The organism is Actinoallomurus sp. NPDC050550 (assembly GCF_040655075.1).
Taxonomy (GTDB): domain Bacteria; phylum Actinomycetota; class Actinomycetes; order Streptosporangiales; family Streptosporangiaceae; genus Actinoallomurus.
Genome location: NZ_JBFAJC010000016.1, coordinates 103,490 through 128,590 on the forward strand (window position 1 = coordinate 103,490; position 25,101 = coordinate 128,590).

Annotated in this window: 26 protein-coding genes; 5 read left to right on the forward strand and 21 right to left on the reverse strand. The window is 67.9% G+C overall.

Annotated features, from left to right (window positions below):
• Positions 1 to 90: 90 nt before the first annotated feature.
• From AB0I04_RS23045 to AB0I04_RS23085, 9 genes are all read right to left on the reverse strand, one after another.
• The gene (locus AB0I04_RS23045; protein ID WP_360887718.1) at positions 91 to 333 is read right to left on the reverse strand and encodes a hypothetical protein; all 243 of its coding nucleotides are present in this window, start codon (positions 331 to 333) and stop codon (positions 91 to 93) included.
• A 387-nt stretch (positions 334 to 720) separates the two neighbouring features.
• Positions 721 to 1,005 carry a hypothetical protein gene (locus tag AB0I04_RS23050; protein WP_360887720.1) on the reverse strand — a complete coding sequence of 95 codons (285 nt, stop codon included), beginning with the start codon at positions 1,003 to 1,005 and terminating at the stop codon, positions 721 to 723.
• A gap of 56 nt (positions 1,006 to 1,061) precedes the next feature.
• Positions 1,062 to 2,420 (reverse strand): hypothetical protein, encoded by a 1,359-nt coding sequence (locus AB0I04_RS23055; RefSeq protein ID WP_360887723.1) that lies wholly within the window; start codon positions 2,418 to 2,420, stop codon positions 1,062 to 1,064.
• Positions 2,421 to 2,542: 122 nt separating this feature from the next.
• Positions 2,543 to 2,839, reverse strand: a complete 297-nt coding sequence (locus AB0I04_RS23060) for a WXG100 family type VII secretion target (protein ID WP_360887724.1) — start codon at positions 2,837 to 2,839, stop codon at positions 2,543 to 2,545.
• 420 nt (positions 2,840 to 3,259) lie between these two features.
• The gene (locus AB0I04_RS23065; protein WP_360887727.1) at positions 3,260 to 5,569 is read right to left on the reverse strand and encodes an acylase; all 2,310 of its coding nucleotides are present in this window, start codon (positions 5,567 to 5,569) and stop codon (positions 3,260 to 3,262) included.
• A 542-nt stretch (positions 5,570 to 6,111) separates the two neighbouring features.
• Positions 6,112 to 7,233 carry a hypothetical protein gene (locus AB0I04_RS23070; RefSeq protein WP_360887731.1) on the reverse strand — a complete coding sequence of 374 codons (1,122 nt, stop codon included), beginning with the start codon at positions 7,231 to 7,233 and terminating at the stop codon, positions 6,112 to 6,114.
• Positions 7,234 to 7,262: 29 nt separating this feature from the next.
• Positions 7,263 to 7,631: a hypothetical protein gene (locus tag AB0I04_RS23075; protein WP_360887734.1), complete on the reverse strand. Its 369-nt coding sequence runs from the start codon at positions 7,629 to 7,631 to the stop codon at positions 7,263 to 7,265.
• Between the two features lie 16 nt (positions 7,632 to 7,647).
• On the reverse strand, positions 7,648 to 8,832 hold the full coding sequence (locus tag AB0I04_RS23080; protein ID WP_360887737.1) for a S8 family serine peptidase: 1,185 nt from the start codon (positions 8,830 to 8,832) through the stop codon (positions 7,648 to 7,650).
• Positions 8,833 to 8,848: 16 nt separating this feature from the next.
• On the reverse strand, positions 8,849 to 10,321 hold the full coding sequence (locus AB0I04_RS23085) for a hypothetical protein (RefSeq protein ID WP_360887740.1): 1,473 nt from the start codon (positions 10,319 to 10,321) through the stop codon (positions 8,849 to 8,851).
• Positions 10,322 to 10,527: 206 nt separating this feature from the next.
• Between AB0I04_RS23085 and AB0I04_RS23090 the strand changes: the two genes are divergently transcribed.
• Entirely contained in the window at positions 10,528 to 10,665 is a 138-nt protein-coding gene (locus tag AB0I04_RS23090) for a hypothetical protein (protein WP_360887743.1), read from the forward strand.
• A gap of 152 nt (positions 10,666 to 10,817) precedes the next feature.
• Here the strand turns inward: AB0I04_RS23090 and AB0I04_RS23095 are convergent, their stop codons facing one another.
• Positions 10,818 to 11,399, reverse strand: coding sequence for a hypothetical protein (locus AB0I04_RS23095; protein WP_360887746.1), 582 nt, complete (start codon positions 11,397 to 11,399; stop codon positions 10,818 to 10,820).
• A 329-nt stretch (positions 11,400 to 11,728) separates the two neighbouring features.
• On the opposite strand from AB0I04_RS23095, the gene AB0I04_RS23100 reads away from it, so the two are divergent.
• Positions 11,729 to 12,223, forward strand: coding sequence for a hypothetical protein (locus AB0I04_RS23100; protein ID WP_360887748.1), 495 nt, complete (start codon positions 11,729 to 11,731; stop codon positions 12,221 to 12,223).
• 138 nt (positions 12,224 to 12,361) lie between these two features.
• Here the strand turns inward: AB0I04_RS23100 and AB0I04_RS23105 are convergent, their stop codons facing one another.
• From AB0I04_RS23105 to sigJ, 5 genes are all read right to left on the reverse strand, one after another.
• Positions 12,362 to 13,534, reverse strand: coding sequence for a sigma-70 family RNA polymerase sigma factor (locus AB0I04_RS23105; protein ID WP_360887751.1), 1,173 nt, complete (start codon positions 13,532 to 13,534; stop codon positions 12,362 to 12,364).
• Positions 13,535 to 13,584: 50 nt separating this feature from the next.
• Complete coding sequence (locus tag AB0I04_RS23110; RefSeq protein WP_360887755.1) at positions 13,585 to 13,926, reverse strand: YciI family protein; 342 nt, start codon at positions 13,924 to 13,926, stop codon at positions 13,585 to 13,587.
• Positions 13,926 to 14,666: a hypothetical protein gene (locus AB0I04_RS23115; RefSeq protein ID WP_360887758.1), complete on the reverse strand. Its 741-nt coding sequence runs from the start codon at positions 14,664 to 14,666 to the stop codon at positions 13,926 to 13,928. Before AB0I04_RS23115 ends, AB0I04_RS23110 begins: the two co-directional genes overlap by 1 nt.
• A 216-nt stretch (positions 14,667 to 14,882) precedes the next feature.
• Entirely contained in the window at positions 14,883 to 16,010 is a 1,128-nt protein-coding gene (locus tag AB0I04_RS23120) for an FAD-dependent oxidoreductase (RefSeq protein WP_360887761.1), read from the reverse strand.
• Positions 16,011 to 16,178: 168 nt separating this feature from the next.
• Complete coding sequence (gene sigJ / locus AB0I04_RS23125; protein ID WP_360887764.1) at positions 16,179 to 17,072, reverse strand: RNA polymerase sigma factor SigJ; 894 nt, start codon at positions 17,070 to 17,072, stop codon at positions 16,179 to 16,181.
• A gap of 198 nt (positions 17,073 to 17,270) precedes the next feature.
• On the opposite strand from sigJ, the gene AB0I04_RS23130 reads away from it, so the two are divergent.
• Positions 17,271 to 17,888 carry a hypothetical protein gene (locus tag AB0I04_RS23130; RefSeq protein WP_360887767.1) on the forward strand — a complete coding sequence of 206 codons (618 nt, stop codon included), beginning with the start codon at positions 17,271 to 17,273 and terminating at the stop codon, positions 17,886 to 17,888.
• 187 nt (positions 17,889 to 18,075) lie between these two features.
• The gene (locus tag AB0I04_RS23135; protein WP_360887770.1) at positions 18,076 to 19,875 is read left to right on the forward strand and encodes a hypothetical protein; all 1,800 of its coding nucleotides are present in this window, start codon (positions 18,076 to 18,078) and stop codon (positions 19,873 to 19,875) included.
• A gap of 100 nt (positions 19,876 to 19,975) precedes the next feature.
• Here AB0I04_RS23135 and AB0I04_RS23140 read toward each other — a convergent pair whose 3' ends face one another.
• The gene (locus AB0I04_RS23140) at positions 19,976 to 21,544 is read right to left on the reverse strand and encodes an alpha/beta fold hydrolase (RefSeq protein WP_360887773.1); all 1,569 of its coding nucleotides are present in this window, start codon (positions 21,542 to 21,544) and stop codon (positions 19,976 to 19,978) included.
• 283 nt (positions 21,545 to 21,827) lie between these two features.
• Here AB0I04_RS23140 and AB0I04_RS23145 point away from each other — a divergent pair, with 283 nt between their 5' ends.
• Positions 21,828 to 22,538 carry a hypothetical protein gene (locus AB0I04_RS23145; protein WP_360887776.1) on the forward strand — a complete coding sequence of 237 codons (711 nt, stop codon included), beginning with the start codon at positions 21,828 to 21,830 and terminating at the stop codon, positions 22,536 to 22,538.
• A 425-nt stretch (positions 22,539 to 22,963) separates the two neighbouring features.
• On the opposite strand, the gene AB0I04_RS23150 is transcribed toward AB0I04_RS23145, so the two are convergent.
• The 5 genes from AB0I04_RS23150 to AB0I04_RS23170 form a co-directional block, all read right to left on the reverse strand.
• On the reverse strand, positions 22,964 to 23,452 hold the full coding sequence (locus AB0I04_RS23150; RefSeq protein ID WP_360887779.1) for a hypothetical protein: 489 nt from the start codon (positions 23,450 to 23,452) through the stop codon (positions 22,964 to 22,966).
• A 189-nt stretch (positions 23,453 to 23,641) separates the two neighbouring features.
• On the reverse strand, positions 23,642 to 24,115 hold the full coding sequence (locus AB0I04_RS23155; RefSeq protein WP_360887782.1) for a hypothetical protein: 474 nt from the start codon (positions 24,113 to 24,115) through the stop codon (positions 23,642 to 23,644).
• Entirely contained in the window at positions 24,108 to 24,230 is a 123-nt protein-coding gene (locus tag AB0I04_RS23160; RefSeq protein ID WP_360887785.1) for a hypothetical protein, read from the reverse strand. Before AB0I04_RS23160 ends, AB0I04_RS23155 begins: the two co-directional genes overlap by 8 nt.
• A 4-nt stretch (positions 24,231 to 24,234) precedes the next feature.
• Positions 24,235 to 24,714 carry an ATP-binding protein gene (locus AB0I04_RS23165; RefSeq protein WP_360887972.1) on the reverse strand — a complete coding sequence of 160 codons (480 nt, stop codon included), beginning with the start codon at positions 24,712 to 24,714 and terminating at the stop codon, positions 24,235 to 24,237.
• 219 nt (positions 24,715 to 24,933) lie between these two features.
• A complete protein-coding gene (locus AB0I04_RS23170; protein ID WP_360887788.1) occupies positions 24,934 to 25,095 on the reverse strand; it encodes a hypothetical protein in 162 nt (53 codons plus the stop codon).
• Positions 25,096 to 25,101: the final 6 nt, after the last annotated feature.

Consider the following 25,101-nt stretch of genomic DNA (forward strand, 5'->3'; position numbering starts at 1 on the left):
GTTGAGGTCAACGTCGCGCACCACCCCGCCGAGCCGTACGAGATGTCGGCAGCGGCAGCGCCGCCCGAGTGACCCGTCAGCGGTGAACAATTATTCCTGTACAGCCAAGATCGTTTGGAGGCCATCGGTGGCGACAGCCCACCAGCCGACAGATTCTACGGCATCGAAAATCTGAAGCGCTATCGAGTTGTGCCGACCGTAATCCTTGTCGAAGTCACGCACTTCAAGCAAAATCGGAAGATCCGTGGCTAGCAGAATATCTCGGCCACCGTAAGTCATATCCCCATCATCGAACTCATGAAGGCCGAGATTGACGGCCGTCTGACCAAGCATGAGCCGGAGGTCACCCTCGAGACCGATTGAGAATTCCCCACAAAGTTGACGCCCCACGACCAACTCAACCTCATAAACCGACGAGGAACCCCCGACGAAGACGTGCGCATTCCTGGACACTTGAACAGGCCCCTATTCTTCGCATTCGTCTCACACAATGCCGCGATGCGCCGCTGGCACCGTCCTCGACGCCGCCCATCACAGACATACCGTCATGCACTGGCAGCAAGGGGCGAACCATGCTCATCCGGCGGCAAGCAGGGCAGGGCAGGGCAGGGCGACCCCGCAATGGGACGACCGACACCGATATGCTGGCGCCTTCAATCTCCGAGATCCGCACGTTTATTGGGTGCTAACGCCGACGACATTAACGCGCAGGTGGTCCGCTTATTCCTGAGCGCCGACCGGGATGTCCTTTGACTCAAGCATATCGTAATAGGCGACCTTGTATTTCGGCCCTACCTCCTGCGCAAATCGTTCGGCGAGCGTGCGGCCTCGCTCGTTAAAGCTCTGTTCATCTTCGGGAGTGGCAAATCCGGACGACACTGGATCATCTTCATTCAAGATCGCGTCATACTCTCCGGCCCATTCGTTCAGCGAATCTGCAAGCTCGCGCGATATAGAGAAACTCTCTGGAGATGAATTCTCTAGATCGCCATCGGGATAGGTCACCCACAAAGGATAACAACCATAGTCTGTCATCACTCGGATGACTGTTCTTGGATCACTCATCGCATATTCGCTCCCACAATAAAGCCGTTACTGCCGACCTGAACGGCAACTTTGTACATCTTACCATTGAACATTACTTCGTAGATCGAACGAGTTCGCTGCATGCCTACCTGAGTTCCCTCGGCGATCGCATGCATCAAGAATTCAGGCACCTGATTCTCCGGAATACCCTTTGAGGCGAACTCGGCGCCATGGCGTTTAATGATATGCGTCAAGCCAGCCCTAGAATTTCCTGTTTCCAAAAATACGATCCGGCCAGATGGATCACGTCCTATGATGACGATACTCTCCGGTGTACATTTGACACCGCTCTCCATCAACTCCTTGATCAGGCGCTGACGTTCCGCTTCCAGTGCGGATCCGAGTTTCTTCGCGACCGTCTTGTCGAAGGCCGCCTGGATAACTTTGACAGTTTTCGTATTCGCGATGGCCTTGCCGAGATCAGCAAGGGCTGCGCGGATGGCGTAGCGTTCGGCGATGCCGGCGACGGAGCGGAGCATGAAGGCGCCGACGCGGGCGAGTACGGGGCGCAGTGCGCGGCCGATGAGTCGTCCGGCGAATTCGGCGCCAAGCAGGATGATGATCTCGGCGATGGTTTCCGCGGCGACGATGTCGGCGGCCTTGCGGGTGGTGGCGGCATAGTCGTGGCAGGCGCCTCCCAGGGCCTGGCACATGGTGGACAACCCCGACAGCACCGTGGTGGAGTCGCCGGGCTTGTAGAGGCTGGCCCAGTAGTTGCTGACCGCGGCGTGTTCGGTGTTGTCGGCGGGATCGAGGATGGTGGAGATGGTCCAGTCGAGCCAGGACGCGACCTTGCCGATCTCCTGGGCCGCCTCCTGCCAGGCGTTGCCGGCCTCGTCGAGCAGGTGGTCGTTGCCCTGTGGCCAGTTCGGGGAGTCGCCGATGGCCGATGCGACCCAGCCAGGCAGTTGGGGAACTTTGACGCGCAGGCGGGGGATCGTAGTCGAGGGCGCCCAATTGAACCCGGTGACCACAGGAGGAGAGCCAGCGACCGTGAAGGCAGTCGACACCTGGTGCTGTGGGTATCGCGGCGGCGGACCCGCGGGCTTGTCGGCGCGTGAGTGATGGTCGGCGCCCAGATGGTTGTTGATCGTGTGAGTCAATCCCAGCGACGTGCCGCCGAGCGCTTCGATCGCGGTGTGGAAAGCCTGGTAGGCGGCCTGGGCTGCCGGTTGGTAGACCGTGGCGAACTGGTGCGCGGCCTTGTCGTCCCCGGCCATCGAGGAAGCGGCCTGCAGTCGCTGCGACAGCTTCCGGTAGGCGTTTATCAGGTCCTGTTGTCCGACCGCGAAGTTTCCCGCCGCCTTATCGACCGTCTCCGGGGTGATGTCCACCCGAGCCGCGATGGCGGGAGGTACTGATGTCGGGCGTCGTCCCTGGGCAAGCGCGACAATGGGTGGTTCAGATCCTGGTGTCGCGGCAGGCGGGCCGGAAGGCGTAGATGGCTTCTGGCCTGTCATCTTCCGTGCCACATCGCTAGGTTCGCCCTGATGGACCGCCCATAGTTGCGGTGAGCGACACCGATCACCTGCTTGAGGTCATCTAGCGAATCGGCCATGTCATCTGCTGCCGCCCGCCATTCCCTGTGAGCCCGCCGGTACGCGGCCTTGGCGTCCCCGTCCCATTCCGCCAGGTGCCTGGACAGGCCCCTGTCCAGCTCATGCAGCAGTCCCCGCACCGCTGCCAGGACCTCCTCGAAAGCCGCCTCCCCCTTCGACAACGCTGCCAGCTCGGCCTGGATCCGCCCGTCCATGAAAGAACCCCTCGTGTTCAAGCCGCCGGGGTCGATGCGTCGCCCGAGCACCGTCCGTTCGGCAATGTCGACCCCCGATACGAAGCCAGACACCGGACCCCAGACAGCACAACTCGTGCAAGATAGATGAAATCTGACTCAGAGTCGATAGCTTTGCTAGCAGCCGGCACGAGTCCCTTTCATAGCGGGAGAGACCAGCGGAAAACGGACGGCCGGATCAGCCGTTGAGGACAGTGGACCTACGCGGCCGGGATCGCTTTTCACCCGCGAGAACGGCGGACGCCCTGTCGCGGAGTATGAGGCGACAGGGCGTCCGTGACACTGCTCCTAGGCGAGCGTCCACCCGGGCGGGTTCCGCAGCCCGCCGGGAACTCCCGGTGTCAGCAGTACGAACTCGGCCTCCGGAGCGGCGTTCGAGCGTCAGCCGGTGACGCGGGTGGTGCGGTACTGCGGGTCGGCGGCGATCTCGGTGTCGGTGAACCGCTCCGGCACCCACTGCTTGCGGGAGAACAGGCGGGTCTGGTCGGTGTGGTGCGGCGAAGTCGGGTCGGCCGACTCGGAGTAGGTCAGGATGGTCGACGCTCGCGGCCCGCCCGGGGTGAGGGACACGGCCATGATGAAGCTCGAGCCGAACGCCACGTCGGGGTAGGTGCCGCCGGCCTGGAGCTCGCTGCCGGGGTAGATGGCGTTGAAGCAGCCCTCATCGCCCGGGCAGCCGGGGATCCCGATGCCGTTGTTCCGCTGCGCCGAGCCCAGCGGCTCGTCCAGCGACACACGCAGCGCCGTCATCCGCTGCACGGCGGTGGCGAGGCCGCGGCCTACGGCCGGGTTCGCCGTGTCGAGGTCGCGCGGAGTGATGAGCGGATGCGCGGGGTCGAACGGCGTGCGGAACAGACCGTCCGGGCCCTGCGCGGCCGCCAGAAACTCGCGCCACAGCACGGCCCCCTTGCTGCCGGTGTCGGTGCGCAGGTCCCAGCCGGCCAGCACCCGGCACGCCGCCCGTACGTCCACGCTCGAGTCGTTGGTGGCGGTCAGCGTCGGGTGCGCGCGGCAGTACGCCACCAGCTGGTCGCGGAGCAGTTCGGCGCTCAGGTCACGGTCGCCGAGCGTGGTCCGCTCTAGGCTTTCCAGGTCGAATCCGCGCGGCCCGAGCCCGTCGGTCCCGGCCAGCCGCTGCTTGACCATGTCGAGGCCCAGCCGGGCCCGCAGCGACCGCTGGGTGCCGGTGTCGCCGAAGATCCGCGGGAATCCGGTCAGTGGTGCGTTGGGGTTGGCCAGCCAGGGACTGTTGTTGGAGTTGGTCACGTAGTCCGTACGGGACAGGCGCGGCGTGTGGGCGGGGCCGAAGATGCCGGGTTCGATCGCGTCAGGGTCGCTGCCCCACGCGCAGCGGGAGGTCGAGCCGTCGAGCGCGAGATCCGGGCCGGGGACGGCGCAGGTCTTCAGCTGTTCGTCGGTGACGTGCGGGGCGACCGACGCGTCGGCGTAGTAGGCGTGCCCGGTCGAGTCCGCCGCGATCGTGTTGATGAACGGCATGCCCTGGTAGGTGTCCTGCGCCTTCCGTAGCTGCGCGACGCTGTCGGACCGGCCCATGGCGAGCCAGGCGTTCATCGCCCGTACGTTACGGGCGTTGACGTCACGGATCGCGTACGCCGTCGTGGTCGTCCAGCCGTCCGCCAGCACGGGCCCGTACCGGGAGTCGTACAGCGTCCGGGTCACGCTGCTGACGCTTCCGTCCTTGCCGCGGACCGGCACCGTCACGGTGCGCTTGGTCATGGCCTCGCGGTGCCCGTCGACGACGTACGCGGTGGGGTCTCCGGGTGCGAGCGTCAGCCGGTAGAGCGTGGCACGGGTGGCGGTGGAGACGGTGTGGCTCCAGGCGAGATGCTGCGTGTGGCCGATCTGGACGAGCGGCGTGCCGTACAGCGCGACGCCGCTGACGTTCAGCTTGCCGGGGATGGTGAGCTGCACCTGGTAGAACCGTCCGAGGCCGTTCCAGGGGAAGTGCGGGTTGGCCAGGACCATGCCGCCCTTTCCGCGCGTCGCGTCCCGGCCCAGCCCGTACGCGTTGCTGCCCGCGTCGGCCTTCGGCAGTACGGGGACCTTCGCGTGGGCGCTCCGGCCCGCCGACGGCGGGGTGGCGGTGGCGATCTGCTCGATGGCCTGCTCTGCGCCCTCCAGCTGGGTGGTGTGGTACATGTCGCGGTAGACGTCCAGCTCCGTCATCGGCCGTACCCACGCGGCATCGCGGCAGGTCGGGTCCGGGATCCGGGAGACGTCAGTGTCGTGGAGATAGCGGTTGTAGCCGGCGACGTACCCGCGGACGAGCTCGCGCACCTCCTTCGTGGGTCCCAGCGGCGCGGGCTGGGCAAGGAGTCTGGGTACGGTGCCGGACCGCAGCTCCGCCTGGTTGTACACGTCGCTGGCGAGGTTCGACGCGTGCGCCAGTGGATCGTCGGTCTGGGCGTCGGGTCCGAAGTACCGTGACCGCTCACCGGCCAGCGTGACCAGCCGCGACGCCATCACACACAGGTTGTCCTGCGCGAACGCGTACCCGTGCCCGAATCCCAGACCGCCGTAGTCCGCCGCCTTGATGTGCGGGATGCCGTACGCGGTCCGCCGGATCTCGGCGTGGTACCGCCCGGTCGGCGCGGCCTCCGCAGGCGCCGTGAGAGCGACCGGGAGGGCGGTGAGCGACGCCACCGCGCATGTGACGAGCTTCCATCTCATGAAGATCACCTCCCGCCCATCGTCCGGGGGCCGGGGACGCCGCGCATCGTCCCATGGGCGGGTTCGCGCATCCCTCGAAGGGGTGACGCCGTCGTCTCCAGGGCCAAACCCGGCCATCAGCGCGGATGAAGATCATGGTCGATTCCTACACCTGCGCGGCCTGAGCTTCGACCTCCCGGAGCCCTTTAATCCTTCTCCTCGGACAGCCGCTCTCTGATCTTCTCGAGAATGATGTTCCCCTTGGCAACGATCTCTCGCCGCTTACTCTCTGAAGATTGCTCATAATGCGAACAGAAGACATGGAATGCCCTCGTAAAAGTCGGGCCATATGCCTCCGATAGTGCGGCCTCGCGAAATCCGGAACGTCCAGCCAGTACGTCTCGCGCCATCTCCCTTAGCGCACTTTGCGAGGGGGCAGCGGCAATGCCTCGGAGGCTCGATCTCACAAGTGCGGCGCGCGCCGGGTCACCGCCCGCCACATCCATCAACTCCGCCCATAGTGCATCGTTATCAGACGACACATCAGCTCCCTTATAGTTCGCTTATTTCATGGGAGGCTTATATCCAGACTTAGGCAGCGGATGCTTAGCGAAGTTGGCGGTCTTCGAAGAGGCCGATTGAGCAAACCCCACGAAGCTGTTGCCGACCTGGGTCGCCTTCTCGGGAATCATCTTTGCGCGTTCCCACATCTCCCAGATGCGCGCCGCCTCGACGCCGGAGATGATGCCGGCGATAGCAGGCCCCGCTCCGGTTTCGACCGTAACCGTGCCACCCGCCGCCGCAGCCGACGCGATCAGGGCGGCGTCGATCATTCCCTTAATTATCCCAGCGGCCGTCTCTTGGAGCCGACAGATTCCCATGGCCGTTACCTTGTATCTCTCGCCAAGTTGAGATAGCACCTCTTGCTGTTCACCGACTGCATCACTCAACCCGTCGAAGTAGTCCCATGCGGAATCAGCAGCGTTGCCCAGCCACAGGTTGTGGAGCTCGTTGGCGCCACGGTCCGTATTAATGGAGATCGCCCCCATCATTTTCCCGACGTTTTCCAGGGCACCCCCACACTCGTAGCATTTCTTCCAATCACCGTCGAACCACTCCAAGAACCACTCAATCGGGTCGTGATGGATGATGAGCTCTATGACCTTACACGCCGCATTCGACGGACTAAGATAGTCGAAGACACCACCAGGGTTATTGACGAACTTCTCGAACGGCCCAAGTTCCGTGGTATCGGGCTCTACGAGAGTGGCGAGCGCATTGTTCGTATCCACAAAGTTGTGGGTCGCGAGCGGACTGCCGGTCAGATCCTCATAGTGGGCAAGGGTGAGATCCTTTTCCGACAATGCGCGACGTTTCACCGGATATGTCGCATCAACCTTGACAGCAGTGTCATGTTCTGTCGTCCGATAATAGTTTGCCGCATTCCTCAGACCACCGTTGGATGCGTTGGCAATCTCTTCAAGATGTCCGAGCATCTTGTTCACAGCGCCAATGGCGCCGTCGTTTGAGCGGGAAACAATAGACCAAATCCGCCCTGACGCGCCGCCGAAGTCTGCTCCGTGCTCATCAACGTACGATTGCGCTTTTTTCGCAGCGACCCCGACACGTGAGACCAAGGCGCCGTAGTGCTCGAGATCAGTCGGCCGTACGGAAAGAGTGGCCATCCAATACCCCTACTCCCAAGTCTCGTGCGTCAGGTGTACACGGATGCGAACACCGCGATCAGGAGATAAGCCGCCACTACAAGGCAGAATGCGACCAGACACAGACGGTTCTTGCGATGCTCGTCTCTGGCTCCACTTATGGACATCGCCGCGAGAACGTCGCCACCAATCATCAGGCCAATAATGGCGACCAACAATCCCCAAGCGGGGAGCTTATGGACCGAAAGATCAGGCGATGCGCCGCTCGTGAACGTCACAACGCCGGGCACCAGGAACAACGCAGTGAAGAAGAATACGGCGAAAGCGACCTGCCTTCGCAGATCCTGCTTGCTCCTCTTCTGAAGCTGATTCAGCTTTACGCCGAAGCCCGGCGGCAGTGACTTCTTCTGCCTTCCCATCTCCCACCCTCCACCGTCATGAGAGGACTTCCCGTCTGTGGCGAAAGACGACCACACCGACCCCGGCCACCAGTGACAGGATCACGAGTCCTGCCACTGTGTACCGGATGAAAGATGAGCCGCCGGACTTTCGATGCGGCTTCGCAACGACCGACTGGATGGAGGATGGTTTGGTGGACGGCGTGGTGGTCATCCCACTCTGTCGCTGTGCCTTGTCCCAGCGGTCGTAGACCGGATTCGGCGCGTCGGCTGCCACCCGGTCGATGAGGGCGTGGTACGGGCGGAGCAGGCCATAGCCGGTCTGGAGATCGACTCCGCGAGGCCCGGTATCAAGTGCCGATGCGATGATCCGCTGGACGACCTGTTGTCCCGACATCTGCGGGAACTTCGCTCGCACCAGCGCCACCGCTCCTGCAGTAAGCGCGGTCGACCCGCTGGTCCCAGAGCTGTTGCTGAACACCCCGGCTCTACCCATCGACCCGGTGTCCACCCCAGGCGCAGCGACCACGACGTAGGGCTGTCGTGCGGTCTGCACCCACGGTCTCGCCTGATAGTCGACGGCGCCGACGCCGACGACGCCCGGACATGCCGTTGGAGAGGCCGGCGCGTTGGTGGTGTCTCCATCGTTCCCGGCTGCGGCGACCAGGACGACGTCATGCTTGATCGCATAATCCACGGCGCCCTGAAGGTAGTAATCACACCGCAGCGGTCCATCTGGGCTTATGCCGCCGGTGGACATGCTGATCACCTTGGCCCCGTGGTCGACGGCGTACCGGATCCCCTTCGCTTGAGCGTCGGTACTGCTGTAGTTCGCATGTTCGCGGGAGATGGTGATCGGCAGGATCTTGGCTCCTGGTGCTACACCCACCATCGTCGGCCCCTGACCCGCGATCAGAGCCGTCATCCCGGTACCGTGACCACCGCCCGCTGCGTCGAAGTCGATGCGGCCGTCGTCCTTACGCCCCGTCAGGTCGGTCCCGGGGAGAACAACGTCTGCCAGATCGGGAAGCTTCGCGTTCACCCCCGTATCGAGCACCGCGACAGTGATCCCTCGGCCGGTCGTAAGGGGCCAGACCTTCTTCTGGATGTCCCAGGTGGAGAACCACCATTCCTCATTCCGGGGCTGAGGAGTCGCCCCGGCCACAGGCGTTGCGGTGAAGGTGACCGTGACCGCACCGGCCATCGCGAAGGCGCGCCGCATCCACGTCGCGGGGTACCTAGCCATTCAGGAACCGGTCGATGTCGTTGACCTCTTCACTACTCAGATCATCCAAGAGACCAGGGGACGTACCGACCGTATTCTTCGAACCGCGGGGTGTCTCCTCTTCCGGAGCGGTGATGACGTCCAGCAGCTCTTGGAGCCGCTCGGGATCCAGGATGTCGGTCTCCTCGCTCTTGTCGAGCAGAGCCTCGGTGTTGGTCTCGTCGCGCTGCGGCGGTGCCTCTCCGATCGTGCCGGACACCGATTCCACTCCCCCGGTCCAGACCTCTCGGTCTTCTGCGAGCCACATCTCCCGGCCCGTTTCGGTCTCCGTCTCGTCAACCGAGTCGGCCGCCGCCGGCGCCCCCAGCGCCTGGCCTATGGCGTCGTCCTCAGCGCCCCAGGTCTCCTCTTCTTCAGCGAGCCATGTGGTGCGTTCGCGTTCGGTGTCCTTCGTCCCTGCCGCGCCGCCTGGCGCGCCTGGTGTCACCATCAGTCCATTGCGCGCTGCTTGAGATGCCTCGGCCTCTTCCATCGCGGCAGTCCGGAACGTCGCCGCCTCGTCATTGGTCACGCCTGAGGACGAGGGTTCCTCCAACGGGACTCTGCTGGAGCCCGAACCGGTCTGAGGCATCGAGCCAGGGCCCGGATACAACGACGGCCCATTGTCACCTCCAGACGGCAGGCCACCGCCGGGAAGCGAAGGAATACCACCAGGCGATCCGGAAGGCAACGGCCCCCCAGTCGAAGGCGGAGGTGCTCCCAACCCACCGCCTGTCGATGGAAGACCGGCGAGGTCCGTACCGTGTCCACTACCGCGGCTTATGGGAAGCCCATCTCCACCGCCGTGCGACAAATTCGGCAATCCAGGTGAGTGCGACGAGTGCGGCAGAGTGACGCCACGCGGAGCGCGACCGCCACCTCCAGGGCCACCGACCCCAGGGGAGGGGGCACCAGAACTGTAGGGCGTACCTCGATGCTTATCATCAAGGATGGGAAGGTTCTGCTGGACCTTCTCCGGCATGGAACTCCAGGCCGCAGCGATCTGCTTGTTGACGGCCTGCATCACCTTCTCAGCAGCCCGCTGACGCTGCTGGTCCTGAACCGGGCTGTCATCAGCCGGCCACTGTGGCCATTGAAGACTTTTGAACTGCTTCAGTGCTGCACCGTATGTCTGCAATGCATAGCCGGTCTGCTGACTCCGCCCGAACAACTCGTTCGCCGTCGCGTACAGTTGTCCAAGCGCCTTCTGTGCCGCATCAGCATCGGCGCCTTCCCACTTCTCCGACAGCTTGGTGCCGACCAGATACAATTCGTGAGCAGCCATGGCCACGATCTTCGCCGCGTTGTTGAACGCCACACCGGCCGCCGAAACCTTCTCGTGATTCGTGGCCTCGATCAGTGTCTTTATCCGAACGTAGTTGTAGTTGGCAGGATTCCCGGCCGGTTGCGCACCCGTCTTGATCGTATACGTCCTCGAACCGCTCATTACTGTCCCCGTTAATCCATGGACGGCGTATTCTGCTGCGTCGGAAGAATCGGTGGTGGAGAAGGAACGTCAGCACCGTCCAGTCGCCGAGACGCCTTGGCTGATGCCTCCTCAGCGTCAGTTTGACTGCGGTGCTGCTTAACGAGCAGTAGAGATGTCGCCGCGAGTTGGCGTTGAAAATCTCGATATACCGCAAGGATATGCTCGTGCGCAGCCTTGACCGTTCGCGTCAGTTCTTGCCCGGCATCCCAGTCCCCGACATCCTCAGCAGTGACGAATCCTTCACCAGCCAATATCCTCATGGCCTCGTCGATGGTATCGAGATGTCCGTCCAACGCCTTTGAGGCCGTAGGCAGGCTTCCGTCGGTTGGAAACCGAACGTCCCCGCGAGCCCCAGGCCACCAGCCGGGGAGCCTAAGCGGTTCATGTTGGTCACTCGGATTCCCCGTCATCCTCGTTCTCTCCACTCCTGCCATCACCGTTTGCCACATAGTCGTCACTTGGTGTGCACACGGCAACACGAATCACACCACAGACCCCCGTCTAAGGCTGTGCAACGCATACAAAATAGAAGAATCCTGACTGCGAGTCGAGAGAACGTAAAGTAACCTTTACCAACCGCTTCTGGCCGCTCCGCGCGCCGATTCGATCCGGTACCGCGTACGCCCGATCGGCGGCGGGTGAGGGGGCAGCGGAGGTCGCGGTTCGGGCAGCACACCACGGCCATGTCGATGTAGTTGCCACCGGTGAGCCACCAGGCCCAGACGACATCGTTGCCCCGCTGGAGGGTGTCGAGGGCGGTCGCGGCCAGGGTCCGTACGTCCGGGGCGTGACGTTGCAGTTCGGGATGCGAGAGCGATGGCTGGATCTCGGCGTACCGCCGCTCCAGCCAGGCGACCGCCTCCGCCGGATCGTCCCAGGTGGCCTTGATGAAGCGGGCGGGCTTGGCCAGCCAGGCGGACGTACGTTCGGGCGGGACGGGCGAGGTCTCGAACCCGATGCCGCCCGGCGACCGTACGGCGTCGAAGGTCTGGACGGCCTCTCCGGGCCCGCGGTAGGCGTACGCGTGGAAGTGCACGTCGCCCCCTCACCTGGCGGCGACCTCGGGACGGACCCTCAGAACGGCCGCCCGTGCTCATGGGTCGCTCGCCGCGTCTACCAGTGCCACATCACGCCGTTGAGCTGCTCTTCCATGCTTTCATCTCCCTCCAGGCGGACCCCGGGACCGTGGGCATACCGCACCAACGGGCCGGGAGGGAGGGATGCACCGGGCTGATGAGGACCCACCGTCTCTCCGAACGGCTGCCGCGTCCTGTCGACGAAGCGTGCTACGCCCCGGATCCGACGAGGAACGACGCGTCTGGGAAACTGTCCCGATCTTGCAGTCGCCCCCGGGAGTCCTCGCCTGTGCATCGTCGCGCCCTTGTCCTCCTCCCGCTCGTTCTGCTCGCCTTGAACGCCTGCCGTGACGGTTCCGAGCCCGGCACCGCCTCGAAAGCCTCCCCGTCGTCTTCCACGGCGAGCCCCACGGCGAGCCCTACGACGACCACTCCGACCCCGACCGCGACCCATGCCAAGTCGCACCGGCCCGCCTCCCCGTCGCGCTCCGCCCATACGCCGAAGCTCGCCGGTCCGAGAACCAACTGCGGAACGGTCCAGCCCCCGGGCAACGGCCCCACGGCCGCGGTCGGCGTGCTGAAAGGCCGCGTCGCCTGCGCGACGGCGATGGCCGTCTTCCGCACCTACTACCGGAGGGACACCCCGAAGCAGGGCAGCGCCGGCGTGGCGACGGTCCGGGGCTGGCTCTGCGCCAGTAACTCGGCCGCCCAGACGAACATCACCGGCCGGATGTCCACCTGCCGGACCTCCACCACCACGATCAGCGCCGACGTCATTCCCTGACACGGCCGACACCCGAGCGACGGGATCGCGGTCGCCCAGCCATACGGACGGTCGCCCAGCCATACGGACGGCCCGGCGCGGCCTGGCCTTCGTCCGTACGGTCCCTGGCCGACGCCACGCCGATCGGGCTTCGTCCGTTCAGTGTCCGGCCGACCGGATGCGTTCGGTGAGGAACTCGCGTTCGGCGGCGTTGCCGCTGAGGGCGAGCGCCGCCTCGTACTGCTCGACCGCCTCCTCGTCGCGCCCGAGCCGGTGCAGGAGATCCGCCTTCGTGGCGGGCAGGTAGTGGTAGCCGGCCAACCGGCCGCCGCGTTCGAGCGACTCCACCTCGGCGAGCGCGGCTTGAGGTCCGTCGACCATCGAGACCGCCACCGCCCGGTTCAGCGCGACGACCGGGGACGGCCAGATCCGCAGCAGTTCGTCGTACAGCGTCAGGATCTGCGGCCAGTCGGTCTCCGTGTAGTCGCGGGCCTGGGCGTGCAGCGCCGCGATCGCCGCCTGCAGTGTGAAACGCCCCGGCGGACCGGCCCGCAGCACTCCCACGACAAGCCGGTCCGCCTCGGCGATCAGCTCTCGGTCCCATCGGGAGCGGTCCTGGTCCTCCAGGCGCACCAGCCGACCCTGCCCGTCCATCCGCGTGGCCCGGCGCGCGTGCTGGGCGAGGAGCAGCGCCAGCAGGCCGACGACCTCGCCGTCGTCGGGAAGCAGCGCGCGCAGCATCCGGGCCAGGTCGAGCGCACGGCCGGTGAGCTCTTCGCGTACGAGGTCGGTACCCGAGGGCGCGGTGTGCCCGGTGGCGTACAGCAGGTGGATGACGGTGAGCACCGCGTCGACGCGTGCGGGCAGCTCATCGGGCGACGGCACGGCGTACGGGATGCGCGCCGTGGCGATCTTCTTCTTGGCCCGGGTGAGCCGGGCGGCCATCGTCGCCTCAGCGACGAGGAACGCCTTCGCGATGTCCGCCGTCGTCACCCCGCACACCAGCCGCAGTGTGAGCGCGACCTGTGCCTCGGGTGCCAGTGCCGGATGGCAGCACGTGAAGATCAGCCGTAGGCGGTCGTCGGGGATGGCGTCGCGGTCGGGCAGCTCATCGCTCTCCCCCTCCACGAGCAGCGGGAGTCTGGCCTGCAACGCCCGTCGGCGGCGGAGTGCGTTGAGCGCGATCCGCCGGGCGACGGTGGTCAGCCACGCGCCGGGCCGGTCTGGCACGCCGTCACGTGCCCAGGCGGTCAGCGCCTGGACGTACGCGTCCTGGACGGCCTCCTCGGCGGCGTCGAGGTCACGCGTCGTGCGCACCGTCGCGGCGAGCACGTACGCCCACTCGCGACGATGCGCGTCGGCGACCGCCCGTTCGACGTCGCTCAGCTCTCCTCCAGCACGTGGAAACCGACCAGCGGCCTGACCTCGACGCCGCCGCTGACGATCGGTGTCAGCCGGGCCAGGGCGAGCGCGTGGTCCAGATCGCGGGCCTCGATGACGAACACCCCGGCCAGCGCCTCCTTGGTCTCGATGAACGGGCCGTCCGTGACCAGGCTCCCGCGGATCGCGGTGGCCGTCCCGCTCGGCTCGAGCGCCATCCCGGCGACGACCCGGCCGCCCTGCTCGGCGATGCGGTCGGGCAGACGTTCATGCTCCCGCAGCACCTCCGGCGGGAGGTCGGCGGACGTCTCACGTTCGTAGATGAGCACCGCGTACTGGGCCATCACGCCACCGCCTCGGTCGCGAAGACGCCGTCCAGCCAGGTCTGCCAGGTCTCTCCGACGGCCGCGTCGGCGCCGTCGGCGCCGTCGGCGAAGAGGTGGTGTGCCACGCCGACCGGCCACTCCCAGGCGTCGCGCCCGTAGAAGCGGTACAGCGCGTCGGTCCCGCGTACGCCGAGGAACGTCTCGTCCGCGTAGTCGACGACGCCCTCGATCGGCTCGGGGCCGGCCGGGGTCAGCCGTACCCGGTCCCCGACGGCGACGTCGTCCGCGACGCCCAGGGCCCGCCGCAGTGTCGCGAACCCTCCGTGCGCGGAGATCTCGGGTGCCTCGGCGGTGCCGTACACGGCCTCGCGGCCGGCGAAGTGCCGTACGTACTGCCCGAGCGAGTGGTAGTAGAACGCCGTGTGCCGTCGGCAGGCGTCGAGCTCCAGCGCGTAGTCCCCGCCCATCACACCGCGGTGCCGGTACAGCAGGTAGGTGCCCGTGCCGCTGGGTTCGAGCCGGTAGTCGAGCTCGTTGAACCCCGTACCGTCGGCCGCGCGCGTGGCGAAGTGCCGTGACGGCTCCCACGCGATCACCGTCCCGCCGGCCGCCGTCAGACCCCCCTCGGCGCCGCCGACGCCCGGCTCGTACGTGATCGGCCACAGCCAGCCGCCGCAGTGCACGGTGATCGCGTCCCACACCACCTCGGGAGCGGCGGGCAGCCGTCCCTCCCAGTGCACCTCGAAGTCCTTGGACATTCCGGTCTCCCTCGCGTGTCACTCGAGCCGCCGAACGACTCCTGTCATCAATCACGACACGCGGCCCCCGCCGAAATCGACAACCGGCCAGAAAAATATTCGGCCCACCCACCGTAACGAGCCGACGGACCACGGACGACACGGTCCATCGGCGCCGCGGCCGGACGGGCGGTCCCGCGTCGGCCGCGCCGGATCTGCGGCGCGGCCGATCCGGCATCAGGAAGGGCCACCACCGGGGGTCAGCACGACCATCGCGGGATGGCGTTGCGCGGCGAACGCCCCTCGTACGATCACCTCCTTGTACAGGGCGGCGATCCGGCCGGTGAGGACGAGCTCGACCGGGCTGTCGTCGGCCCGTACGTACTGCACGAGGGCGTCGCGCCGCCCCAGGCTGATGCACTGGTTGACGTACCGGAACTTGAACGGGCCCGGCTCGCGCCCGGCCAGGTCGTCGCCCACCGCGCGCGCCACCTGGCGGGCGGACGGCAGCGCGGTGGCACACGCCATCCGCAGTTCGTGCCCGTCCGGCCGCCGCAGGACCGCCGCGTCGCCGATCGCGTACACCTCCGGGTGCGACACCGAGCGCAATGCCGAGTCCACGAACATCCGCCCCTGCTCGTCCACCGCGAACCCCGCGTCACGGGCCAGCGCGGATACCCGGAAACCGGCGGCCCACACGACGATGTCCGCCGGGACCTTCTCACCGTCGGCCAGTGACAGGCCGTCCGCGCAAACCTCGGCGACCCGGGTGTTCTCCCGGACGTCCACGCCGAGCCGGGCGAAGACGCGCCGCAGGTGCTCGCGGCCTCGTTCGGACAGCGCCGGGCCGAGCCGGTCGGCGGTCACCAGCCGCACGGTCCCCCGTGATCGCGTCTCCCCCAGCTCGGCCGCCGCCTCGATCCCGGTCAGCCCGCCGCCGACCACCGCGACGGTGCCGTCGGCGGCGAGCCGCTCCCGCAGCCGTTCGGCGTCCTCGGCGGTGGCGAGCGGGTAGCCGTGCTCGACCGCCCCGGGCACGGCGCCGGCGTTGGAACCGCTGCCGAGCGCGTAGACGAGGGTGTCGTAGCCGAGCCGCCGCCCGTCGTCCAGCTCGACCTCGCGCCCCACGGCGTCGATCGCGGTGACCCGGCCGACGACGAAGTCCACGGGCTTACCGTCGAGCAGTTCCGCGATCGGCCGCGTCCGTATCCGCTGACCGGTCGCGACCTGATGCAGCCGTACGCGCTCCACGAACCGGTCCCGCGCGTTCACCAACGTCACCCGGGCGTCCTGGTGCCGCGCCGTCAGCCCGGCCGCGACCAGTCCCGCGTAACCCGCGCCGAGAACCAGAATGCGCGTCGTCATCTCACGCTCCCCTCTGTCGACGATGTGCCGTCAAGGGGGTGACTCGGCAGCCGTGCCGTTTCGTGACGATCGCGCCTGGTGACCGTGCTCACACTCGCGGCGCCACGCCCACACCACGCTCACGTCTCGCGTGCACGGACGCGCAGCGGGCCCCGGGTCGCCTGCCGCTCACACCTGCCGGGGGTCCGCGCGAGTCTCCTGCGCCGACGCGTACGCGAGCTTGTCGGGGTTGAGGACGCCGCGTACGCCGACGACCCGGTCTCCGGCGACGTCGACGCAGACGATCAGGTACAGCTCGCCCGCCTGGTGCACGACGATCGCCGGTTCGCCGTTGACCGCCCGGATCGACACCTCGATGTCGACCGCGCGCGGGTGGTTGGCCAGCCCGCAGTACAGGCGCGCGACTGCGGCCGGCCCCACGACCGGGCGCCGCGCGGCGGAGGTCTTGCCGCCGCCGTCCGACCAGGCGATGACGTCCTCGGCGAGCAGCCGCTCCAGCCCGGCGACGTCGCCGTCCCCTGCCGCGGCGACGAAGCGGCGCACGATCTCCTCGCGCTGGCCGGGGCGTTCGGCGAAGCGCCGCCGGTGTTCGCCCACGTGCTCGCGGGCCCGCCGGTAGAGCTGCCGGGCGTGCGCCTCGTCGATGTCGAGTACGTCGGCGACGTCCCCGTGCCGGTAGCCGAACGCCTCCCGCAGCACGAACGCCGCCCGCTCGGCGGGCGTCAGCCGCTCCAGCAGTACGAGCACACCCAGCGAGAGTGACTCCCGCTGCTCGACCGTCTCGAGCGGCCCGAGCCGGCCGTCGTCGGTGAACACCGGTTCCGGCAGCCACGGCCCCACGTACTTCTCCCGGCGGGCGCGCGCCGAGCCCCGCCGGCTCAGGCAGAGGTTCGTGACCACCTTGGTCAGCCACGCCGCCGGAACCTCGACCGGCCCGCTCGCCTCCCACCGCAGGTAGGCGTCCTGCAGGACGTCCTCGGCCTCGGCGGCCTCCCCGAGCAGCCGGTATGCCAGGCCGAACAGCCGCGGCCTGTTCTCGGTGAACTCAGCGAGCTTGTCCATGATCCGCCAGAGGTCGCGTCAGCATGTCGCGAGCCGGCCTCTCCGCGACACGCGAACGTCTTGCAACCCTAAGCCCGCGCTCGCGCGAGACGACCTCCGCTCACGCGAGACAACCTTCCGCCCGCGACCGGATGTCGACCTGATGCGCAGTGGGTCGGATCAGGTGTCGAATGTCCCTTTTGACTAAGCTGCCGCCTCATGTCCCTACGCTTCGACCCGGCCGGCTGGGAGCAGCTGAAGCCCGGCGCCTTCCAGAACTCCGACGGCGACATCGCCGAACTGCACGTCTTCGACATCCCTCCCGACCTGACGGCGCCGCTGGAGGACCTGGACAAGCTTCGGCGCGACACGGTGGCGCGTACGGCCGCCTCCGGCGGAGGCCTGATCGAATTCGACCTGGTCAGCCTGCACGGCCTCCCCACGATCCAGCAGATCGTCAAGCTGCCGCTGCCCGACCGGCCCGGCGTGGCCTACATCGCGTCCTTCACCCTGCCGCGGGCCGACCGCAGCCTGGTCTTCAAATTCCTGTGCATCGAACAGGGCGTGACCGGGATGCGCGACGCAGCCGCGTTCGACCGATTCATGGCGGAACACGGGAAGGGCCGTACGCCCGACGAGATGATGGGTTACTGGGCCCAGCACCCGTACGCGCCCGAGGTCCAGGGCGGTCTCCCGCGCAACTGGTCCGAGGATCCGTGGTGGGACCAGCACTTCCCGCAGCATCCGCTGTCCCGCGCCCGCCGGCTCCTGCAGACCATGGCTCCGACGATCGAGGTGCACCCGGCGTTCCACGCGGCGCAGCCCTGGCGCGGCTGAACCCCGGCGCGCTCGGAGCCCGGCGCGCTCGGAGCCCGGCGCGCTCGGAGCCCGGCCGGAACGGGTCTCGCGTCGCAGGAGCGGAGCCGCTGCGCTCCTGCGGGCGGCTCGCATCCAGTGGCCAAGGTCTCGCCGGAAACTCCGCGATTTTGCGATCTTTACCATGGAACGTTCCTAGGATGCTCACATGGCGGAGATCATCGACTACGGACGGTTCGCGGAACGGCTCGCCCCGCAGCGTACGCGCTGGGAGTTGCTCGACGAGGTGCAGCGCGAGTGGGGCTACGAGGATCCCGGCGGCGAACCCCTCGTGACGCGAGAGGGCGAGGCGCCGGGGTACGAGCTCGATGAGTCGGATCCCGTCCCGGCGGCGCTCGTGGAATGGTGGGACTCCCCCGTCAACTCCTTCGCCTTCCGGCCACGCCTGTACTGGACGCACTCGCAGTGGCCGCCGTCCGGGCCCGACTCGGTCGAGAATCCGCCGGATGACGAGATCCGCGTCATCATGGCCGAGTACCAGTACGTCGACCAGTGGGGTTACCTCGCTTCCGAGGCGCACCTTCCCGACCCGCAGGTCATGGTCAACACCCATGACGGCTGGGTGGTGCAGAGCCGTTCCATCTCCGAGTTCTTCCTGCAACTGGCCATGGAACGGCTTCCCGCGCACTTCGGCTGGAGCCTGCGGGTCCGCCGTACGGTCGTCGACGACGACCCCGCGATCGTCGAGCGGCTCAAGGCGTCGTACCGGGACTTGGGCCTGCTGCCCTGGCAGGAGATGGGCACCGACGCCCTCACCTACGGCGCTCCCGACGCGCTCATCCGCCACGGCCGGGGCCCGGGCGCCGACTACGCGATCGTGATCCAGGGCCGGACCCGCGAGGCCGTCGTCCAGGTCGCGGAGACCCTCGGCCTCACCTGGACGGACGAGGAGATCAAGGCACCGAGCGAAGTGCCTTCTCCCGTCGAGGACCTCGGCCCCGCGTCCTTCACCGAGGGCGGCACGGACGACCGGCTCCGGTGGACGGCCATCTCGACGGCGGCCACGCCGCCGGTGCCGGCCGTGCCCGACGTCCCCGGGCTCGGCGAACTGCCGGGACGTACGGCGGCCGCCTCCGACCAGGACGGGACGACGGTCGTCGCGGGAGACTCCACCGGCCGCGTGCACGTCTGGGCGACCGACGGCTCAGAGACCGCGGACCGGGCGCTGCACCGCGCGCCGGTGACGGCCGTCACCTGCTACCAGCCGGCGTACGGCGGCTGCGCCGTCGTGAGCGGCGACGCCCATGGGGTGCTCCGCCACTGGGTGACCGGCCGTGAAAATTCACGGGCGGCGTTCGACCGGCGAAGGTCGCCGGTCGCCGCGCTCACCTCCGCGCAGTTGGAGACCGGCCCGGCCCTGGCCGCCGCCTGGGCGAACGGGCTGACGCGAGTCTGGGACCTGCGCTCCATGGATGTCGCGGACCTGCGGATCGGGACCGGCATCAAGGCCCTCACCCTGGACTCCGACGGGCTGCTGTACGTGACCACCGGCCAGGGCACTGCGGCGCTCCGGCTCGACCTGGACCGGCTGTGGCCGACCCGCAGGTTCCGGCTGCGGCTCGACGAGATCGACTGGGCGTCCCTCTGGACGAAGCGCGGCCCCGGATACGAGATCCCCGGCCTGATCGCCAAGGTGGCCTCCGACGACGAGGACGCCGCTCAGGCCGCGGTCAAGAGGCTCTACGAGCTCCTGGTCTCCAAACACGATTCCATCGCCGCGGCCGCCCCCGCCGTGCCGTTCCTGGTGGAACGGATGCTCATCCCCACGAACCGGGCGCGCAACACCCTGCTGCTCCTCATCGCGGACATCGCCGACGGTCCCGGCGAGGAACGCGAGGCCGTCAAGGCCGCGGTCCCCTCACTCCTTCACCTGCAGGATGACGAGCACCCGTCCATCCGATGGGCGGCGGGAGAGCTCGTACGCATCTGCGGGGTCCCGGCCGCCTAGTCCTCCGCCGCCTCGGCGGTGAGCCGTTCAGGGTGATCGGCGGTGGCGAGCGGGTGGCCGTGCCCGGTCGGGCCGGGCACGGCCTCGGCGCTCGGCGGCCTCACGGGGCGTCCGGTGGCTCCGGGGCACCTGAGCACTGTCCGGCGTCGGGGCGTCCGGTGTCGAAGTAGGCCACGATGTGGGCGGCGCACTCGGGGGCCTGGACGGCGGAGGCGTGGACGTCGTCGTCGACGGTCAGCACCGTTCCGCCGATCAGTGCCTGCATCTGCTTCGCCCAGACGTACGGCGTGGTGGTCTCGTACCGGTGGGCGGACAGCTGGAGCGATCCGCCTCCGGCCTTCAGCGGCCACCGCTGCACGGGGAAAGGCCATCCCGCGCAGGTGGGCACAGGGTCGGCGTGCCGGCTGGTGATCGGGTAACGGGCCAGGCGCCGCTGGTACGCGGTCCATGCGGAGGCGAAGTCACGCTGTCCCGCTTCCTCGTTACAGACCGTCGCCCGGAACATGGCGTTGTCGCCCCCGTCGGACCCGTCGGGCGGGTTCAACGTCTCGAAGATCCTCGCCAGCGCGGGCGGCGCGACGGGGCCGGGCGGATTCGTCAGCGCCTTGAGCGCCTCCGCGGCCGGTGCCCAGTGCCCGCTCGCCTGGGATGCCAGCCGAGCGATCATGCCACCGTCGATGAAGGCGTGAGCGTACCTCTGGGGATCGGCGTCGTAGGCGCGCTCCAGACGCAGTACGGCGGCCTTGACCGTTTCGGGCGTGGTGCCGAGCCCGTACCTGGCGTTCCGCTTCGCGATCCACGCGGCCTGCCGGGAGAAGTTCTGCTCCTTGGCCTGGGCGGTGGTGTCCCCGTAGGCGTCCAGCCGGAAGTCCGGTCCCATCACGCTGTCCAGCCACATCCGGGCCACCCTGTTCGGGAACAGGCTGCGGTAGTTCGCGCCGAGCGCGGTCCCCCACGAGGTGCCGAGGTAGCTGATCGTGGTCTCCCCCAGCGCGGCGCGGATCTGATCGAGGTCGCGCGCGACGTTGGCGGTGGTCAGGTGGGAGAGGAAGGCCGGGTCGTGTTTCGCGCACGCCTGGTTGGCCGCGACCTGCCGTGCGTACGCCTGCCTGACGGCCTGCTCGGTCAGCGGCCCGTGCGGCGGTGTGACCGCGCGCCTCAGTTCCGGGCAGTCGACCCTGCTGCTGCGGCCGACTCCGCGGGGGTCGAAACCGATGAGGTCGTACCGCTCGTTCAGCCCCGCATTGGCGGGGTTCCGCGCGATCAGCTTGATCGGCATCAGGTAGCCGCTGGCGCCGGGGCCGCCGGGGTTGACCGCCAGGCTGCCCAGGCGATGCGCCGGGTCGGTGGCCGGCAGCCTGGTCACCGCGATGCTGATCTTCCGCCCGTTCGGCTGGTCATAGTTCAGCGGAACGCGCAGGGTCCCGCACTCCATGCGGGCCATCAGCGGCCGGACGCGAGGCATCCGACCCATGCGCAGACCCTCGAAGCCGGCGCCGACGTATCGCGAGCACGCCTGCCAGGTGATGTCGGCGGCACCGTAGGCGGGCCTCGCGACCGCGGAGGTCGGGGCGAGGGTCACCAGGGCGGCCGAGCCGATGATCGGCACGCCGACCGCCGCGAGCAGGCGCTCGCGGCCGATCTTGTGTTGCGACGGGGGCCGTGACATGAGGATGCTCCTCAGGGGGATCTTGTGGAACACGCCCGTCTCGTTGACGGCACCCTGGCGGCGCGGTCGTTCACGAGCGGCACATCTCCGCGATGGTCAACTCTTTGCGTGACCCGGACACGGTTGGAAAAATTTTGACATAGCGTACCAGCAGCTCTGACCTGGTCTTTCCCTGCCGAAGGGACGCGAGGGGCACCGCCGCGCAGTCCCGGCCACTTCCGCCGGAACCCGGTCGAACGGTCGTTGCGTCTCACTTCGCGTTCACATCGCGAGGAAGGATCACATGGACGCATCATCGACGGCCGAGTTGCTCGCCAGGATGTTCCGCGAGGGCCACGGGATGGCGGCCCATCTCGACGGGCCGGTCGTACGGCTCCCGGACGCCGCGCTCACCGTGGCCGTCGGAACGCCGGAGCTGCAGCCGAACGGTCTCATCGCCCGCCTGCCCGTCGGGGTCGAGCACCCGGCGTGGGGCGACACCCCGGCCTGGGACCAGTCGGTCGGCATCGCCCGTGACGGGATCCATCCGGTCGCCGAGGCGCTGAACGGCTGGCTGCACAACGTGTTCCCGGTGTTCGCGGCGTTCGCCCTGCCCGGCAGCGAACTCGCGGGCAACGTGCACACGGACCTGCGGTTCGACGGCCAGCGGGCGCTGCGGATCCACTACGGCCCCCTGGCCGTACGCGACTTCGGCGGCCTGGGCCAGGCGACGCAGCGGGCAGCCGTGGACCGCCCGCCGTCCACCGTCGTGGCCGATCGGCTCTTCGGTGGCTACGCGCTGCCGGACCGGCCGATCTGGTGGTACTCCTTCTGCGCCCGCATGCCGAACGGCCCGATCGACGAGGTCACCGTGCTGAACGGCGACGCGAGCGAGCAGCTGACCGGCATCTCCGACCACCTGCCCTGGGAGGGACACGGCTCGCTGAAGTCATGGGCCTTGGCCGTGCCCGCCACCGGCGAGGTCTACCAAGCCGAAGTACCGATCGGCGGCTGACCACCATGGCCCCGAGCAGGGGCGTCACTCACGGGGTGGCAGCGGTCGTACGGCCACATCGGGTCGCGGACGCGGCGAGCCGTCCGTTCCAACACGGTTCGGCGCGTACGGTGGCTGACCATGGAGGGAGACCTGTCCTCACGCAAGCCTGGTTTCGAGCCTCCGCAGGAGGAAGAACAGGCACCGCGACATGGCGGCTCTGGCGCGTCGCGCGATGGTGTGCCCGTCGCGGCGTCGCGACGGGCACCGAAAGGCGGGCGCGCATGGGCCGTGACCGGCATTGCGGCGCCCTCGGCGTCTCCGTCCAGGAGTGTCGGCCCTCGAACTCCGCCTCGCCGACCTGCTCTCCCCTGAGAACCTGCTGACACAGTGATCAGGCTGCAGAGTCGCTTCAACGCTCTCAGCCACCAGGAGTCGGCGGCGGCTCATCGGCGCTGCCAGAGACTCTCGTCCACGCGGACCTCGGGCAATCCTGGCATCGGCGCCGTGGCCACATAGAGCACACACCGGTCGTCGTCCCCCTCCGTCCCGGCCCGAAGACGGCTGCCGTCCGGCAGGACCACCGTCCACAGTCCTGCTGGCTCGGTGTCGCCGTACAGCACGTACGCATCGAAGTGCGCGGCGAACCGTTCGGCGAACTCCTGGCGGCCGACCCGGTCGACAAGGCGACCCTCGATGCCGACACTGAAGCCCATCGCGAAGTGCCCGGACACCTGTTGCTCGTACGCGCAGAACGCGGCGAACACCACGTCCCGCGGAACATCCCGCAAATCGTCGGCGATGCGATCGGCATGTCCAACGAACAACTCATGCTCGGCGATTTCGAAACAATCTTTCAGGAACGTCCGCAGCTCGGGCTCCGGGACCAGGCGAGATGACAGGCAGTCATAGCTCGTGGCCGCTGTCTCCGTCACGGCGCCACCCTACGCATCCGTTGGCGCGCATCTGCACGTTCCAGGCATCCACTCAACGTTCTCCAACGCCCGCCCTTTGTCAGCAGGCTCTGATTGTCAGCAGGCTCTGAGAGACGCCGAAGAACCCGGCTCGGCGACGTTCGATGGACGTCACGCCACGCAAGGCGCGCATCGGCCGGTCGCTCGGGTTCAACGCCGGCCGAGCGGGCAGCAGGCGTCGCGGTCGCGGTTCGGGCAGCACACGACGGCCAGGTCGACGTAGTTGCCACCGGTCAGCCACCAGGCCCACACCATGTCGTTACCCCGCCGCAGAGTGTCGAGGGCGGTCGCGGCCATCGTCCGTACGGTCGGTGCGTGCCGTCTCAACTCCGGATGGGCGATGGACGGCTCGACCTCGGCGTACTGCCGCTCCAGCCAGGCGACCGCGTCCACCGGGTCGTCCCAGGTGCCTTTGATGAAGCGGGCGGGCTTGGCCAGCCAGGCGGCCGTACGCTCAGGCGCGACCGGCGAGGTCTCGAACCCGATCCCGCCCGGCGACCGCGCTGGGTCGTACGGGCGGACGGCCTCACCGGACCCCCGGTAGCCGTACGCGTGAAAGTGCGCGCGGCCCCATCCCGTGGGCGCGGCCCGGGACGATGCCCGAGGCCGCTGCTTTTCACTCACCGCCGGTTGTCTCGACGATGGCGACGAGCACGCATGCCTCGCCGTCCTCGCCCGTGTAGCCGCCGCACCGTGTCGCCTTGATCCACGTCGTCACGCCGCTGAGCTGGTCTTCCATGGCTTCACCTCCCTCCAGCGGTCGCGTGGGACCCGGAGTCCGGGCAGGGGAGGATGGCCGTCGGGGACGGTTCCGCGGCGAAGACGGCGGTGACCGTACGGCCCTGGTCGTTGCCGTGCCAGCCCCAGCTGTCGGCGAGGAGCGCGACCGTACGCAGTCCGCGTCCACACTCGGCGAGTTCGTCGGCGTCGGCGACCGCCGGCCCGGCCGGGCCGCCCTGGTCGGTCACGGAGATCTCCGTACGGCCCGCGGCGTGGTAGGCGGCGACGGTGAAGGAGCCGCCCTGCCCGGAGCGGGTGTGCCGCAATGCGTTCGCCACCAGCTCACCGACGGCCAGCAGGACCTCGTCCAGCCGCGACCGGGCGGGCAGCAGCGTGGCGACGAACGCCCGTACGGCATGGGCCTGGTCGGGACGGCCGGGGAACACCGCCCGCCAGTACATGACCGGCGCGAGGGCAGCCGGTTGCGGATGCGCGAGAAGCATGGACACCTCGTGGGGGTGGTCGATCGGCGGCGTACCGCCGGAGTGCTTCTCAGCTCACACTGGACGCACGGACCATCACAGTCAGTAGGCGAACGCGGACGCCCGGAACCGTGATTCGCACGCGAGGCCATGGCACGCCACCGTCCGACGAGCCCCGTGCCGGCGCGTCACCGCGCGGAACGTTCGGCCGTCGGCTCGCCGCCAGGCCTCCACGGGGGATCAGTACAGGCGAACGTCGAGCATGGTGCGCGCGGGCCACTCCATGAGGTTCCGGTCGACGCGGCATCCGTCGCGTAGCGGGCCTACGGTGCGATCACGGCGCTCACCGACATCACGCGCGAAGCAGTCCTCGCCGCGATCACCGAATTCGAGCCTGGACACAATGAA